The organism is Caenimonas aquaedulcis (assembly GCF_015831345.1).
GTDB classification, from domain to species: Bacteria; Pseudomonadota; Gammaproteobacteria; order Burkholderiales; family Burkholderiaceae_C; genus Ramlibacter; species Ramlibacter aquaedulcis.
Map to the genome: position 1 here is coordinate 3,914,613 of NZ_JADWYS010000001.1, position 13,596 is coordinate 3,928,208.

Genomic DNA, 13,596 nt, shown 5'->3' on the forward strand with positions numbered 1-13,596 from the left:
AGCCACGAACCTAGAATCCGTCCATGAACATCCTCCTCACGGGCGGCGCCGGCTACATCGGCAGCCACACCTGCGTGGCGCTGGCGCACGCCGGGTACACGCCCGTCATCCTCGACAACTTCTCCAACAGCCACCCGGGCGTGCTGGAGCGGCTGCACAGGATCATCGGCAAGCCGGTGGCGTGCGAGGAGGGCGACGTGCTCGACACGAAGCTCGTGGAAGCGGTGATGCGCAAGCACCAGATCGCGGGCGTGGTGCACTTCGCCGGCGACAAGGCCGTGGGCGAGAGCGTCGCCAAGCCGCTCAAGTACTTCCGCAACAACATCGGCGGCGCGATGAGCCTGGTGGAGGCGATGCAGGCCACGGGCTGCCACACCCTCGTCTTCTCGAGCAGCGCGACGGTCTATGGCGATCCGGCCAGCGTGCCGATCCGAGAGGATTTTCCGCGCGGGCACACCAACCCCTACGGCCACACCAAGCTCGTGATCGAAGACATGCTCACCGCCATCGCGGCGGCCGAGCCGGCGTGGCGCGTGGCGATCCTGCGGTACTTCAACCCGGTGGGCGCGCACGAGAGCGGGCTGATCGGCGAGGACCCGTCGGGCGTGCCGAACAACCTCATGCCCTTCGTCTCGCAAGTGGCGCTGGGCAAGCGCGCCCACCTGCAGGTGTTCGGCGACGACTACCCGACGCCCGACGGCACGGGCGTGCGCGACTACATCCATGTGATCGACCTGGCCGAAGGGCACGTGGCGGCGCTCAAGGCCTTGATGGAGACGGGCAAGAGCCTGGCGGTGAACCTCGGCACGGGGCGCGGGCACAGCGTGCTGGAGCTGGTGCGGGCGTTCGAGGCTGCGAGCGGCCGGCCGGTGCCCTACCAGATTGCGCCGCGGCGCGCGGGGGATGTGGCGCAGTGCTATGCGGACCCTGCGCTGGCGCAATCGCTGCTCGGATGGCGTGCGAGCCGGACGCTGGAGCAGATGTGCGCGGATTCGTGGCGGTGGCAGAGCGGGAATCCGGACGGGTATCGGTGAGGGGCTGAGGCTGTCGACGGGTGGCGGGCGCGAGGCTATAGTCTTGTAGCGAACCCGCCCCGGAGCGATCCTGGCGGCGGGTGCACGCCAGATTGCGAAGGGGAGGTCCATGAAGGTTCCGGCATCGATCAGCGGTGTTATCACGCAGTGTTATCCCGCGGCGCCAGAATTGCCACTTATGCGGCAGAACAGGTCAGGAATTTGGCGAGGTGTTATCCCGCACCGGCCTGACTTTTCTCAATCCTTGGGCGTACTTGCCGCGCATTCGCGCCACCTGCTATCTCGCAGCTGCGGGATATCGGGTTTTGGTGTGCGGTAGAAATTACGTTAGACCTCATGTCGAACGATCCGATTTCCCTGGTCGTCGATGAACCCCTTCGGGTGTCGTCGGACGTTTTGGAAGCGCTCGCCGCTTTCCGCGAATCACCCAAGCTCGAGTTGCTCCCGGGCGTCGACACGCGAGCTGAGAAGAAGCGTCTGGTTCCGCTCCTCGACCAGCTCGCTGACCGTTTGTTGGCGGGAATCGCACAGAATCCGTCGAAGCTCTGGGTGCTGAAGCAGTTTCAGGTTGCACTTATTCAGTTGCAGAACGAGGACACCGAGGCAAGGGAGCACTTCGGCATGGACTTAGAGCACATCATGGACATACTCGGCATCGAGAGCTCCGACGGACTGCTCGCATACTATCTCGGTGGCCTATGAGGTCTAACAAGTCGTTCGACGCGGATACGCTGCGGCAAGGCGCGGCAAGCCGTGTGGGCGAGCATACGTCTCGCGGCGCCTTGCCGCAGCGTGCCGGTCAACTCCGACGTTAAAGCGCATGCGTATTCGCCTATTACCTCTCGCCCTTTCGCTTGTTTGCAGCGGAACGCTTGGCGCCGAGGCTGTAGCGGATCCGAAAACGGCGCGGCGAGCCGATAGGCCGCCGTTTGAATCACTGGAGGATAGCGGGTGCGGCGGCGAAGGAAATGCAGCCGACGTAGCTTGTCTCGCACAATACCTTGGCTGGCTGGATTCGCAGATGAATGTCGCCTACTTGCGCGCGCTGAAGGCCCTTCCCGAACAGGACCAAATGGACAAGCGCAAGGAGCGAGAGCAACTCAGAAAGTCCCAACGTGCGTGGTTGGTCTACGAGCGGGAGAACTGCGCGCTGGTTGGCGGCCGAGAAGGCGGAAGCAACCTCTGGGTCACTCATTTTGCGGCGATGTGTAATGAACGCGAGCTGAAGGAGCGCATCAAGTTCTTGAAGGCGTTCACGGAATGAAAGAGCGCCTTAACATGTCAATCGACACGGACCCACAACAGCAGGAGGCGGCTCCGCCGCGCGTGTTGGTGGTCCGGTCATCTTCACGTTAGGCCTCATGTCAGTAGCCGTTTCACTGCCGTACTCCGAAGGCATCGTCCGAGCCGCGGCCATCGCGAGTTGGAGACGTGCGTTCGGACTTCGATTCGTTGTTGCATTGTGCTTCGTGGCGGCCACCCTCTGCTACTTGGTCGCACGTGGAGATCGCTCTTGGTTTGTGGGTGTGTTGGCCGCTACTGTGGCTCTGGGTGGAATTTTCCCTGCCGTTCATTTCGTCCTCTCATTGCGTAGCTCCCTGCGCAAGCTGACTGCAATGCGGAATCCTGAGGCGAGCTTTCGTGCGGACGCGGACAGCTTCAGCATCGCGTCGGAGCTTGGCTCCGCAACCTTGCCTTGGACCGCAGTTCAGCAGCTTTGGCGCTACCAGGACTTCTGGATCATCGTCTTGGCGCGGACCAGCCAAATCACATTACCGCTGGCTCGGATGACGCAGGAGGATCAGGCTTTCGTCGTTTCACGAGTTGCAGCCAACGGCGGAAAGGTCGGCACTTGAACGTTTACATCAGTGCGCTGAGGCCTAACATGTCGTTCGAAACGGACACGCACCGGCAGTGCGCCGCAAGGCGTGCGGAAGAGCCTACGCCGTGCGGCGCACTGCCGGTGCGCGCCGGTCAACTCCGACGTTATACGGCAGCATGAGTTTCGAGGAGCTCCAAGAGTTCTGGCAAATTGCCGTTGACCGCCTAGACGCGTTTGGTGGCGATCTGGCCAAACTATCCCAGCCGCTTCAAACTGTGCTGATTGTTGAAGCCGCGCAAGGCATCATCGACAATGGAGGCCTCGAGTACTTCTTCGAGGCGGACTTTCCGGGAAACCCTCCCTACTCGGTATTCGCAGAGGCGTTCGAGAGAGTTGGAGCAGTTGCTGCCGCCGCCGGCATAGAGGCTGCTGCACGAATGTTCCCGTTCGAGGAGCCGCAATTGCACGAGGCGAAGCGGCAAGCGTGGATTGAGAGCGTGAAGAGCGACCGATCGCACGAGTTTGTAGTCCTGAGTTGGAAGCTATGTGGCGATGAATCGGTCTTCATCAAGCTTGCGGAATACGTGGAGAGGAACCGAAGTGCCTTTGCCGCATAACAAGCAAGTCGACACGGACGCCTTGCGGCGTCCGCCGGCTGCGCCGGCTCCTCCCGCAAGTCGCCGGTCACACGCACGTTAGGCAGCAAAACCATGATCACAGATATTGAATGCCGCTCCGAAATAGGTCCGGAGCTGGATCGCGCCAAGCTGAATCCGTACTGGGCGGAGTACTTTGCATTTGTTCAGGACGCCCGCAGCTTGCATGCCCTGGCGGAATCGGCCCTTCAAGGGGCCATCGACGCCGCGCGTGGCCAGCCGCGCCCGTACATCGACTCACAGCAGGTCATTTCAGAGATCCTTACGAGGTTCGGCTCGCAGCACAACTTTCACCGCCAGTTCAACGAGGCCTTTGCCGCCGCGAAGCCCTCCCAAGTACTGGGCATGCATCTTTATGAGTTAGTGGCGCGGGATTCGGATTGGTGGGTGTACTTTCCGACGCAGCACGTGGGGCATGCCTTCCCACACGCGACGTACTTCATGCCGAAGGAAGATGCACGTTTTCAACGTTTACTCCGCCGTCATGCTGCCTAACAGGTCGTTCGACACGGACGACCGGCCGCGGGCCTTCGCTTCGCGCTCGTCCTTTCTGCCCGTCGCCGGTCAACTCCGACGTTAGAGCTCAGCGTGTTCGTGCGGTTCGTCATTCACAAGAACGATGAGGACTCCGGCAGGCGCCAAGGTCTTTTCCACGCGATGACGGCTTTGGAAAACGCAGGTGTCCTTGATCCCCACGAGCAAGACCGATACGAAGAGATCTACGAGTGGTTCCGAAAGCACCTGCGGAAGCCGCGGAGTTTCACGCGCTCTTCTAAGCCGCATGCAAAGAACGTTGCGCTGAGCTGGTTTCGAGACAGCGCGACAGAGCACATTGCGAAAATGAGAGAGATTGTTGGCATCCTTCAAGCACACGACATTGCCGTGGAAGTGCTTCACACGTCGCGGCCTGGGTACGTTGTGTATGAGGATAAATTCCAGGTCGCGGCCGAACCATTTAACGAGACTGCTACGTGATCCGCTCTAACATGCCCATCAACGCGGACGTCCGCAATCGTCCGCTCCCTTCGGTCGCACCTTGCTGCGGTCGCCGGTTACGTCTACGTTATGCCTCACAGAATGGCGTCTGACTCCCGAACCATCTCAAATGGCACCGCTGTAATGCTTACGGTGTGGCTTGAGCCATGGGCGGAGGAAGTACATATCCCGCCGGGAAAGTCGGCAACGTTTTGGGCTGTAAGCGAGGTCGAAGGCGGGCTTGAACTGGAGAACGGAACGCCGCTGACTGTGTTTGCTTGGCCGGGCTCCAGCCTCACGATCGAGATTGACGGTCGGGAGATTTGGAAGTCCTACGCTCCAGCTCCGCCCTTGACTTCCGAGACGACCACGAGAGGATTTTTCGAGATCCTTGGATTGCGTTCCAAAGCTGAGGGAGAACAGAGCAAGTGAGCGAGATGCATAACAGGTTAGTCAACGCGGACACGCACGCGCTTCCGTGCGCTTCGCGCCCGCGCTTCATGCGAGCCGGTTACTGCCAACGTTATACCGCGCGATGAAGCCCGCACCTTCTTCACCTAGCGAGTTTCTATCGGAGCTGAACGCGATCTTTCCGGCGTTCGCGCCGCAGACGGAGCCCGAAGAGGAGGCCGAGCTCACGTATCACGCTATCTTTCTCTTCCATTTCAACCCTTTCTTCGGCGAGAACTTTGAGAAGTTCACACCGGAGCAGCTCAAAGCTTTTGCACGCCTGCTCGCCCGCTCATCCGTCGTTCCGGGAAGTCTTGAGAACGCGGTGGATACTTGCTTCTTGGAGCACACCCGTCAGATGAAGGTGAGCCGAGAGCTAGCGAAGTACTGGAGGGAAGCGCAGAGGGAGTTGGAGCAGTGAGGCAGGCGCCGCATAACAGGTCGTTCGACACAGACACGCACCGGCAGTGCGCCGCAAGGTGTGTGGACAAGCCTACGCCGTGCGGCGCACTGCCGGTGCGTGCCGGTCAACTCCGACGTTAGACAGCACTATGAGCGACTTTGCCTTCCGCGACGTTCTCGCAAACTCGATCCGGTATTGGGAGACGCGGCGCGTGCTCTACAACTTGGTGCTCGCGCTCATCGTCGGTGCTTTCTTCATCGCCGGTCTACCCGCATCTAAGTCGGTCCTGTCCTTCGGTCTGGCGCAAGGCCTCTTCCTACTCGCTGTTCTGGCGAACGTGGCGTACTGTGCGGCTTACCCGGTGGACGTGTTCGCTCAGCTCTCCGCGCTGCGTAGTACGTGGCTCAGAGTTCGCTGGGTTTTGTTCATCGTTGGCCTGGTCTTCGCGGCCATCATCACGCGGTTCTTCGCCGAAGGCATGTTCCATGGCGGCGCTGTCTAACATCTCATTCGACACGGACGCCACGGCAGCTGCGCACGCTGCGCGTGCTCGCCTCCGCGTCGCCGGTCAATTCGGACGTTAGGCAGCGGAAATGACATTGGGACGCTTCTGCATCGTAATCGCGCTTTTTCCTGTGGTTGTGGGCTCGGCCGCCATAGGGCTCAGTTCCTTGCTTGGGTGCACTGGTGGGCTTGGCTCAGCCCCCGTCGTGTGTGCGCATGCGAGCACCACGATTGGCGCCGCCCTTGCCGGGTTAAGTTCACTCGTCCTGGGCGTGGTGCTGAGCGTTCCAGCCGCACTCGTCATAGCGCTTGTAGGAAAGCTGCTTGGCTTCGGAAAAACAGATGACGTCAATGACGCTGCCTAACTTGTCACCCGACTCGGACGCTTCGCTAACTTCTGCGCAGCGTCTGTCAGTCTTGCGTTAGGCAGCAGATGGCAAAGTCTCCGAAGGTCCAAGAAGTCCGATTTCTGCTCACGGATCTCTGCAAACAACTTGGCTTCTGTCTCGCGAGTCGAAACGAGCCACTGTTCGTAGCGCTTGCGGTCGGGGAGGCTGGGACATTTGCGGAGGCTGTAATTCGCGCAGAAGGCTTGGAGCCCTCGGATAACGACGCCGCGCATGTACAAGTTCGCGCATTTGTTGCCCAACGATTTCAGCATTGGAAAGGCACGCCCGATGCCTAACTTGTCCGTCGACATGGACGCCCACCGGCGTCTGCTCACGCTGGTCGCACTTAGTGTGCGCCAGTCACGCTCACGTTAGACCGCACGATGCCTCTCTTTTGCGCACGCTTACTCGTTGTCGTATTGGTCGAGGGACGCAAGCCACGCAAGCGCAACACGTGCGACTACCCCTTTGTGATCGTCAAGGCCCGTGACAACTCGAGTGCATTCAAGCGCGCGTTGAAGCTCGGGCAGGCACAGGAGCATCGTTATCAGAATGACAAAGGTCAGTGGGTTCGGTGGGCATTTGTGCGAGTCGAACACATTTGGAGGCTCGAAGAACCGATTGAGGGGAAAGAGGTTGGCTCTATGATGGACGTCCTGGAGTCAGACGCTCCTTTGTCATTTGAGTCCAGCTTCAACCCCGGATCCTCGGAGCCCACGTACTCGTGACAATGCGGTCTAACAAGGCAGTCGAGACGGACACCCAAGTGGTGCCGCACGCTGCGCGCGCTCTTTGCCTTGGGCGCCGCTCACTTCTACGTTAGCCTTCACAGGAACGCCATGGCCGATCAATCTCACCTCGACATGAAGTACTTCATCGACCGGAGTATCTACAACTGTCCGTTCTGCAACCGCCGCCACGTCGCCTACTCCAATCTCGGTCGAAGCACGTTCAGCTGGTCCAACGAGAAGAGGTGCGATATTTGGCGGGTGAAGTGCGACAGCTGTGAGAAGGTTTCAATGCATCTCACTTTTCAGTCACTCCAGCAGGAAGGCTGGAGTAATCCGAGATTTCGAGAGAACGTCGACCTCGATCAAGCATTTTTCTACTCAGTTCCTACGTCCTTCTTCGTGGTAGATGCCCGTATTCCTCGCACGATCCGTGAGCTGATAACCGAAGCAGAAGGATGTGCCAAGATGAACTACCTAACGGGCGCATCGGCGTGCACGCGGAAGGCAATTTACGAGCTCCTCGCCCTGCAAGAGACTACAGGTCCGAACTACGACGACAAGATCAAAGATCTAGCAGGCAAGCAGCCTTCGGTGGATCTAGAGCTGTTCGAGATCCTCGGACATATCAAGGACATGACCAGTGACCACGTGCATGAGCAAAGTTGGGTGGCATGGGATAGCAAGCACCTGCAACTGTTCTTGGGTGCGTTCAAGGCGGTGCTGCACGAGATTTATGTAGTGCCAGACGAAAAGAGGAGCAGGGCGGATTCGGTCCGAGCATTGAAGGCGCAACTCGGAAAAGCTAAGTCTATCGGTAAGCTAGTTGAGGCGCCGCAGACGGAGGGCGAAGGTGGCGATGGAGCGCAAAAGTGATGGCTAACTGGTCGTTCGACGCGGCCGCCCAGCGGCGGGCCTTCGCTGCGCTGCGGCCCTACCCGCCGGTCGCCGGCCAACTCCGACGTTAGACCTCATGTCAGTGCCGCTGTATCTACAAGTCCCGCCGGGGGGAGCGTTGTCATCGCTCGACAACGTACCCTCGCGGGTAGTCGTGATCGCTGATGCACCTTGTTCTCCGTTTTGGCAGGCCGAAGTGAGCGCATGGCTTCTTGGTATTGGCTGTCTTTACATGATGGCGTGGGGAGAAGGTTGCAGTTCTTGGGACGACTCGGTCGACGAGGCGAATCTTGAGCAATTCGAGTACAGAGATATCCCTGAGGATCGATTTGTGATGACTACTTGGCATGACGGAGAATCCCTCAGCGAGGTGTTTTGGTGCTCGAAGCACAATGCAGACCATCCAACTGTCGAACTGGTTCGACCCGTTCTGCTCCACATATCAAACGACGGGCGTCAGAAGGAAATGTTGGACGCATATGCTGAGGCCTAGCAAATCGATCGACACGGGAGGTGCGGTGAGGTCTAACAAGTCAATCGACACGGACTTCCCATCAGCCGGCTTCGCCGGTCTACTGTCCGCCGCTCATTTCCGACGTTAGATGTTATGGAAGTCCGCCACATTGTCGAAGCACTATGCGGGCTGATAGCCCTCTATGTCGGAGTTCAATTCATTCGCGCGCGCGGCGTGTCCGTAGTGAGTGAAGGAGGCACGAAGCCCATCACTCGACTGAAAGGTACTGAGGCAGTCGCTTTGGGGTGCGTTGTGATTGCAGTGGGAGTCGGGTTGCTAGCCGCTGCAGCCGGTTTTGCAAATTTATGGTGAAAGCTCATGTTCAACGACACCTTAGGGCGCATGACATCTCACAGGTCCGTGAACACGGACGCCGCCGGCGTCAGCCCCTACGGTCGCACCTTACCGCGGCTGCCGGTTACGTCTACGTTAGGCGTCACTTCTCATGGAGCTGCGATTCAGCTGGAATGTTGCGGTCACGAATGAACCCTTATGCCGAGAACCGAAGACGTACTCACCATTTTCCTCGCATCCCCGTCCGACGTGTCGGACGAGCGCTCGCGGTTTGCCGAAGTCATTGCTGACTGGAACAGAGCATGGAGCCGGGAGCTTGGCCTACGCCTTGAGCTGGTGCGCTGGGAAGATGACGCCTTTCCCGGCATCGGAGTTGACGCACAAGACGTGATCAACCGCCAGCTTCCCGCCGATTACGACTTGTTCGTCGGAGTCATGTGGTCCCGTTTCGGCACCCCCACTGGTCGGGCTGGCTCAGGCACAAAGGAGGAGTTTGACCGCGCGCTGGCCCGTTACCGTGAGGCGCCGGATTCACTAGACATTCTCTTTTACTTCAAGGATGCGCCCATCTCTCCGAGCAAGCTCGATCCGCACCAGCTCGCTAAGGTGTTGGAGTTCAAGGCCTCTCTGCAGGATACGGGTCTACTGTCATGGGACTTCTCGGACTTGGACCAGTTCAAAAACTTGGTCGAGCTTCACCTGACGAGGCATGTCCAAGCCTGGCGTAAACGGCGAGACCAGGGAACAGACGTGCTGGGACCGTCTACGACTACATCAATCCCGGTCATTCCCGATGCACCAGCGCGCGAATCGGAATCCGAGCATGTCGAAGAGGTTGCGAACGACGAGGAAGACGCCGGATACATTGACTTGCTTGAGGTTTTCACCGAGCGATCGGCGGAAATGGCAGAGATCGCCCTTCGACTCGGGGCTGCGCAAGCGGAACTTACCGAGCACACCACGAAAGGAACCCAGGAACTCGACGAGCTGAGAATCGCTGGAAAGCAGGTGCCGCCGGCCGTGATGAGGCGATCCATCGGTCGGATAGCCGATGAGATGCTTCGCTTCACTACACGGGTCGAGGCGGAGATTCCGCTGTTTCGTACTGCTGCGGACCGGAGCATGTCAGCACTTGTGAAGGTAGCGACGTTAGCGGCGGAACTGGCCCCAGACCAAGTCGCGGAAACCAAAGCGGCCGCATCGACTTTGCTCGCGACGCTGGCAGGAGCGCGCGGATCTATCGGTGAGTTCAGGGACACCACAGCCGCACTTCCGCGAATGACCAAGGAACTCAACGTCGCGAAACGAAAACAGGTCGCAGCTCTGGAACGCCTCGTGGGCGAGTTTGAAAACGCAGAGCGGTTGGTCACCGAAGCCATCGCTGTTATCGATGCCTTGCCCACGCCAGGCGCGCCGCATGATGCCTAACAGGTCGTTCGACGCGGACACGCACCGGCAAGGCGCCGCAAGCCGTGCGCGGGAGCATACGTCTTGCGGCGCCTTGCCGGTGAGTGCCGGTGAGTGCCGGTCAACTCCGACGTTAGGCGTCACATGAACATAGCACGCATCCCCGTTGGTCTCACTCTGTTCGTGACGCTGGCGCTTACGCCGCCACTTGCCGGTGCGCAATACGCTCTAACAGAAGCGACCATGGAGTCAGTCGAGTCGGTCGCGTTCGGCGAGTGCTGGTGGTTGGCCGAACACGCGGAGCCCAAACCAACCGACAGAACGCAGTTCGAGCGCCAGTGCCGTGACTCTTTGGCTCCGAAAATTGTTGAGCAACGTCGGTTGCTCGGTGAGGCCGAGAAGCAGCTAGCGACAGAGTACGCCCAACTGTCCACGGCACTCAAAGCCCAAGGACGCATTCGACCTCGGTCGCTTCTGTTAAGTCAGCGCAACTGGGCGAAGTTCCGAGACGCTCACTGCACTCTCGAAGTCGAGCGTGTTATGGGCAACTACAGGTCACCGCACCGCCTTGCAACTTGTCTCGAGGTCGAAGCCACCAAGAGAATCGAGTACCTCAAGGGCTTTGCGGGCTGAGCAATGACGGCTAACCCTTCGCTCGAGCGGACTTCCACCCGAATGGCGCCACGAAGCTCTCGAATATATCTTCCGCCTCGCGGCGCGCTGCCGGTCCGTGCCGGTCTCCTCCACCGTTATCTATGACGAAGTCGCGAGTCTCGCTCGTTGGAGTCGCAGTCATCGCTGCCGGCTACGGGCTTGCCTCGGTGGTTGGCGGCTTTTTCGTCGATGATATGACTGTGTTGTTCCGGGTCGCGAGCTTGGTCGTGGGTCTGTCGCTTGTTGCAGGCGCGGCGTTGGTGAGCTTCGGGCGGCTAAGTGGCGCAATCCTGCTTTGGTTTTCAGCCGGCACTTATGCTCTGGTCATGATCGTGCCAGCACTCCAGCGTCACGGCGTCGGAGCCTTCTCGGCTCTGATGGGCGCTTTCTATTTTTCGCTTGGCGTCAGGCTCTGTTTGGCTGCATCCGCACATGTCTTAGTGCGGAGGCGTGATGGATAACATGTCAGTCGACATGGACGCACAAGTACGTCCGCACCTTGCGGTCCAACCTGGCCTTGCGCATTGGCTACCTTCACTGTCCCACATGCGAGTGGCGGCCCCAGCCCGAGCATCGCTGGGAGCGTGTTCCGTCCTGAAACTTCGACGTTAGACTTCTCGAACATTTGCCATGAGCACTCCTCAAAGAACCGCGCACCTCCACTTCTTCTGCGGCAAGGCAGGCGCAGGCAAGAGCACGGTGGCCAGGAGGATCGCTTCCGAAGCCCGCGCCGTCCTCCTCTGCGAAGATATCTGGCTTGCCCGACTCTTCGGCGATCGGATGCAGACGTTCGAGGACTACATTGCCTGCTCTCAACGCGCAAGGTCGGTCGTTGGACCGTTGGTCACGGAGCTGCTGAGCCTTGGCCAGGACGTGGTACTGGACTTTCCGGGCAACACGAGGGCCTCGCGAGCCTGGTTCCGATCGCTCTACGAGTCCGCCGGTGCCGCGCATACCCTGCACTACCTGAATACGCCGGACACCACCTGCCTGACGCAAATCGCGCAGAGGAATCAGGAGATGCCGGAGGGCGCCCATCCACTGTCCGAGCAGGACTTCCTCCACATCTCCTCCTTTTTCCAGGAGCCGACGGCCGAAGAAGGCTTTGCGGTTCAAGTGCATGGAAAGGCGGCGGGATGACGATCTACACGCCCGATGGGCGCTCCCTGGCTTACATCAGGAAGAGGTGGTGATGATGTTCTCCCACCTCTTCGTCGGCGTGAATGATTTCGATCGCGCCCTGGCGTTCTACCAGGCCGTCATGACAGCCCTCGGGATCGAGCTGCGCTTTTGCGACCGCAGCCGTCCTTGGGCGGGATGGCAAACGCCGGGGACGGTGAGGCCGCTGTTCCTGATCGGCAAGCCGTTCGACGGGCAATCGCATCAGCCGGGAAACGGCCAGATGGCTGCGTTTGCCGCGCCTGACCGCGCGACGGTCGACCGTGTCTACGAACTCGCGCTTTCCCACGGCGGCACTTCGGAAGGCGCGCCGGGGTTGAGGCCGGAGTATCACGCCAATTACTATGGCGCCTACTTTCGCGACACGGAGGGAAACAAGCTCTGTGTGGCTTGCCATTCACCGATGTGATTCGACCCGAACCAACGAAAGCACACTGCCATGCATCAAGGAAGCTGCCATTGCGGCGCCGTCAAACTCACGCTGCCGTCCACGCCCGCCGTGGCGACTTCCTGCAATTGTTCCCTGTGCCGCCGCATCGGCGGGCCCTGGGTCTACTTCGAGTACGGCACCGTCCGGATCGAAGGGCACCCCGAGCACACCACCGAATACATCCAGGGCGACAGGACACTGCGCACGATCCGCTGCCGCACCTGCGGGTGTGTCACGCACTGGGAGCCGACCGATCCCCAGCCCGGCGCGAAGCACGGCGTCCATCTGGGATGCTTCGACCCGGCGCTCATCGCGTCCGTCAGGGTGCGCAAGTTCGACGGAGCGGATACCTGGAAGTTCTTCGACGAGATGCCCTCGTCCAGCGAACCGCCATCCACGGCATGACACGCGACATCCCGGCGCGGCTCCATGTCCTGCTCGCCCGCGATTCGACGGCGGCCGTCGTCATCCGACGCGGGCCGACGCGGCACACGGCAGTCATCGGCTGGGACCGGCAGACTGACCAGTTCGAGCTCGGTCAGTGGCTCTACGGTCGCATCTACGAACGGCGATGCGATCTGTCGCCGGACGGCAAGCACCTGATCTACTTCGCCATGAATGGACGCTGGGAGTCCAGCGCCAAGGGCGCGTGGTCTGCCATTTCGCGTGCGCCTTACCTCAAGGCCGTATCCCTGTTCGCCAAGGGAGACTGCTGGCATGGCGGAGGTCTCTTCAGATCCGCGAAGAAGTACTGGCTCAATGATGGCTATGGTCATGAGGTGCTCGAAGACGATCGGCGCCTCGAACGGGACACCGCGTATCCATGGCATGAGCATTACGGCGGCGAATGCCCCGGCGTCTACTACATCCGCCTGCAGCGCGACGGATGGAAGTTGCGGCACACGCTTGCCCAGGGCACGGTCGGAACGACCAGCGTTTTTGAAAAGCGGATCGGCGAGCACTGGACACTTCGCAAGCTGGCACACGCGACGCTGCAACGGCCGGTGGGACGCGGTGTCTACTTCGATGCGCATGAACTCGTCGACACACGCACGGGTGAGACGATCCCCAAGCATCAATGGGAATGGGCGGAAGTCGATGGGGGCCGCCTGGTCTGGGCGGAGAACGGATGCCTCTACGCAGGCCAATTCGATTCGAAAGGTCTCGGCGGCGAGAAGATGCTGCACGACTTTACGCCCATGAAGTTCGCGAAGCTGGCGGCGCCTTACTGAACGGGTTCGGCCTTGCTTGATGGCTCAT

General features: G+C 60.1%; 17 protein-coding genes. All 17 read left to right on the forward strand.

Annotated features, from left to right (window positions below; all coding sequences use genetic code 11):
- Window positions 1-23: 23 nt before the first annotated feature.
- The 17 genes from galE (at window position 24) to I5803_RS18860 (ending at window position 13,568) form a co-directional block, all read left to right on the forward strand.
- The gene (gene galE / locus I5803_RS18785) at window positions 24-1,034 is read left to right on the forward strand and encodes a UDP-glucose 4-epimerase GalE (protein WP_196987839.1); all 1,011 of its coding nucleotides are present in this window, start codon (window positions 24-26) and stop codon (window positions 1,032-1,034) included.
- 336 nt (window positions 1,035-1,370) lie between these two features.
- Window positions 1,371-1,736 carry a DUF4844 domain-containing protein gene (locus I5803_RS18790; protein WP_196987840.1) on the forward strand — a complete coding sequence of 122 codons (366 nt, stop codon included), beginning with the start codon at window positions 1,371-1,373 and terminating at the stop codon, window positions 1,734-1,736.
- Between the two features lie 118 nt (window positions 1,737-1,854).
- Window positions 1,855-2,298: a lysozyme inhibitor LprI family protein gene (locus I5803_RS22270; RefSeq protein WP_196987841.1), complete on the forward strand. Its 444-nt coding sequence runs from the start codon at window positions 1,855-1,857 to the stop codon at window positions 2,296-2,298.
- A 97-nt stretch (window positions 2,299-2,395) separates the two neighbouring features.
- On the forward strand, window positions 2,396-2,890 hold the full coding sequence (locus I5803_RS18800; protein ID WP_231402458.1) for a YcxB family protein: 495 nt from the start codon (window positions 2,396-2,398) through the stop codon (window positions 2,888-2,890).
- Window positions 2,891-3,032: 142 nt separating this feature from the next.
- Window positions 3,033-3,473, forward strand: a complete 441-nt coding sequence (locus I5803_RS18805; RefSeq protein WP_196987843.1) for a DMP19 family protein — start codon at window positions 3,033-3,035, stop codon at window positions 3,471-3,473.
- A gap of 93 nt (window positions 3,474-3,566) precedes the next feature.
- Entirely contained in the window at window positions 3,567-4,007 is a 441-nt protein-coding gene (locus I5803_RS18810) for a hypothetical protein (RefSeq protein WP_196987844.1), read from the forward strand.
- A 1,015-nt stretch (window positions 4,008-5,022) separates the two neighbouring features.
- A complete protein-coding gene (locus I5803_RS18815) occupies window positions 5,023-5,358 on the forward strand; it encodes a hypothetical protein (protein ID WP_196987845.1) in 336 nt (111 codons plus the stop codon).
- 130 nt (window positions 5,359-5,488) lie between these two features.
- Window positions 5,489-5,842 (forward strand): hypothetical protein, encoded by a 354-nt coding sequence (locus I5803_RS18820; protein WP_196987846.1) that lies wholly within the window; start codon window positions 5,489-5,491, stop codon window positions 5,840-5,842.
- Window positions 5,843-6,616: 774 nt separating this feature from the next.
- Window positions 6,617-6,961, forward strand: coding sequence for a DUF4288 domain-containing protein (locus I5803_RS22455; protein WP_196987847.1), 345 nt, complete (start codon window positions 6,617-6,619; stop codon window positions 6,959-6,961).
- Window positions 6,962-7,072: 111 nt separating this feature from the next.
- On the forward strand, window positions 7,073-7,837 hold the full coding sequence (locus I5803_RS18830) for a hypothetical protein (protein ID WP_196987848.1): 765 nt from the start codon (window positions 7,073-7,075) through the stop codon (window positions 7,835-7,837).
- A 97-nt stretch (window positions 7,838-7,934) separates the two neighbouring features.
- Window positions 7,935-8,351 (forward strand): DUF7684 family protein, encoded by a 417-nt coding sequence (locus I5803_RS22495; RefSeq protein WP_435520862.1) that lies wholly within the window; start codon window positions 7,935-7,937, stop codon window positions 8,349-8,351.
- 513 nt (window positions 8,352-8,864) lie between these two features.
- Window positions 8,865-10,094 carry a hypothetical protein gene (locus I5803_RS18835; RefSeq protein ID WP_196987849.1) on the forward strand — a complete coding sequence of 410 codons (1,230 nt, stop codon included), beginning with the start codon at window positions 8,865-8,867 and terminating at the stop codon, window positions 10,092-10,094.
- A 123-nt stretch (window positions 10,095-10,217) separates the two neighbouring features.
- The gene (locus tag I5803_RS18840) at window positions 10,218-10,706 is read left to right on the forward strand and encodes a lysozyme inhibitor LprI family protein (RefSeq protein WP_196987850.1); all 489 of its coding nucleotides are present in this window, start codon (window positions 10,218-10,220) and stop codon (window positions 10,704-10,706) included.
- 651 nt (window positions 10,707-11,357) lie between these two features.
- Window positions 11,358-11,867 carry a P-loop nucleotide/nucleoside kinase family protein gene (locus I5803_RS18845; protein ID WP_196987851.1) on the forward strand — a complete coding sequence of 170 codons (510 nt, stop codon included), beginning with the start codon at window positions 11,358-11,360 and terminating at the stop codon, window positions 11,865-11,867.
- 55 nt (window positions 11,868-11,922) lie between these two features.
- Window positions 11,923-12,315 (forward strand): VOC family protein, encoded by a 393-nt coding sequence (locus tag I5803_RS18850; RefSeq protein WP_196988620.1) that lies wholly within the window; start codon window positions 11,923-11,925, stop codon window positions 12,313-12,315.
- Window positions 12,316-12,345: 30 nt separating this feature from the next.
- Entirely contained in the window at window positions 12,346-12,741 is a 396-nt protein-coding gene (locus I5803_RS18855; RefSeq protein ID WP_196987852.1) for a GFA family protein, read from the forward strand.
- Window positions 12,738-13,568 carry a hypothetical protein gene (locus I5803_RS18860; RefSeq protein WP_196987853.1) on the forward strand — a complete coding sequence of 277 codons (831 nt, stop codon included), beginning with the start codon at window positions 12,738-12,740 and terminating at the stop codon, window positions 13,566-13,568. The genes I5803_RS18855 and I5803_RS18860 overlap by 4 nt, the downstream gene beginning before the upstream one ends.
- Window positions 13,569-13,596 lie beyond the last annotated feature (28 nt).

Coding starts and splice junctions, on each gene's coding strand:
- galE (WP_196987839.1), top strand. CDS start 24: ATGAACATCCTCCTCACGGGCGGCGCCGGCTACATCGGCAGCCACACC.
- I5803_RS18790 (WP_196987840.1), top strand. CDS start 1,371: ATGTCGAACGATCCGATTTCCCTGGTCGTCGATGAACCCCTTCGGGTG.
- I5803_RS22270 (WP_196987841.1), top strand. CDS start 1,855: ATGCGTATTCGCCTATTACCTCTCGCCCTTTCGCTTGTTTGCAGCGGA.
- I5803_RS18800 (WP_231402458.1), top strand. CDS start 2,396: ATGTCAGTAGCCGTTTCACTGCCGTACTCCGAAGGCATCGTCCGAGCC.
- I5803_RS18805 (WP_196987843.1), top strand. CDS start 3,033: ATGAGTTTCGAGGAGCTCCAAGAGTTCTGGCAAATTGCCGTTGACCGC.
- I5803_RS18810 (WP_196987844.1), top strand. CDS start 3,567: ATGATCACAGATATTGAATGCCGCTCCGAAATAGGTCCGGAGCTGGAT.
- I5803_RS18815 (WP_196987845.1), top strand. CDS start 5,023: ATGAAGCCCGCACCTTCTTCACCTAGCGAGTTTCTATCGGAGCTGAAC.
- I5803_RS18820 (WP_196987846.1), top strand. CDS start 5,489: ATGAGCGACTTTGCCTTCCGCGACGTTCTCGCAAACTCGATCCGGTAT.
- I5803_RS22455 (WP_196987847.1), top strand. CDS start 6,617: ATGCCTCTCTTTTGCGCACGCTTACTCGTTGTCGTATTGGTCGAGGGA.
- I5803_RS18830 (WP_196987848.1), top strand. CDS start 7,073: ATGGCCGATCAATCTCACCTCGACATGAAGTACTTCATCGACCGGAGT.
- I5803_RS22495 (WP_435520862.1), top strand. CDS start 7,935: ATGTCAGTGCCGCTGTATCTACAAGTCCCGCCGGGGGGAGCGTTGTCA.
- I5803_RS18835 (WP_196987849.1), top strand. CDS start 8,865: ATGCCGAGAACCGAAGACGTACTCACCATTTTCCTCGCATCCCCGTCC.
- I5803_RS18840 (WP_196987850.1), top strand. CDS start 10,218: ATGAACATAGCACGCATCCCCGTTGGTCTCACTCTGTTCGTGACGCTG.
- I5803_RS18845 (WP_196987851.1), top strand. CDS start 11,358: ATGAGCACTCCTCAAAGAACCGCGCACCTCCACTTCTTCTGCGGCAAG.
- I5803_RS18850 (WP_196988620.1), top strand. CDS start 11,923: ATGTTCTCCCACCTCTTCGTCGGCGTGAATGATTTCGATCGCGCCCTG.
- I5803_RS18855 (WP_196987852.1), top strand. CDS start 12,346: ATGCATCAAGGAAGCTGCCATTGCGGCGCCGTCAAACTCACGCTGCCG.
- I5803_RS18860 (WP_196987853.1), top strand. CDS start 12,738: ATGACACGCGACATCCCGGCGCGGCTCCATGTCCTGCTCGCCCGCGAT.